The sequence below is a fragment of the Pantoea sp. EKM101V genome (genome assembly GCF_011800325.1).
GTDB classification, from domain to species: Bacteria; Pseudomonadota; Gammaproteobacteria; order Enterobacterales; family Enterobacteriaceae; genus Pantoea; species Pantoea anthophila.
Window position 1 is genome coordinate 1 of sequence record NZ_JAALFP010000058.1, and the last position, 205, is coordinate 205.

The 205-nt window shown below is 67.8% G+C and carries 1 protein-coding gene; it reads left to right on the forward strand.

Annotated features, from left to right (window positions below):
- On the forward strand, positions 1-205 hold a 205-nt coding region (locus HFD92_RS21620), incomplete at both ends, for a hypothetical protein (protein ID WP_167429680.1).

Sequence of the window (205 nt, forward strand, 5' to 3'; positions counted from 1 at the left end):
ACGGCCACCGGCATCGCGCCGGGGTACACCTTCTCGGTCCTCAACGCGCCGCACTTCAGCGACAACGGCGAATACCTAGTGACCTCGGCGAGCTATGACTTCGCCGAGAACCCCTACGCCAGCGGCGACGGCGGGGAGAGCCGCCACAACATTGACTTCACGGTGCTGCCGTCGTCGGTGACGTGGCGCACGCCGCCGGAGACGC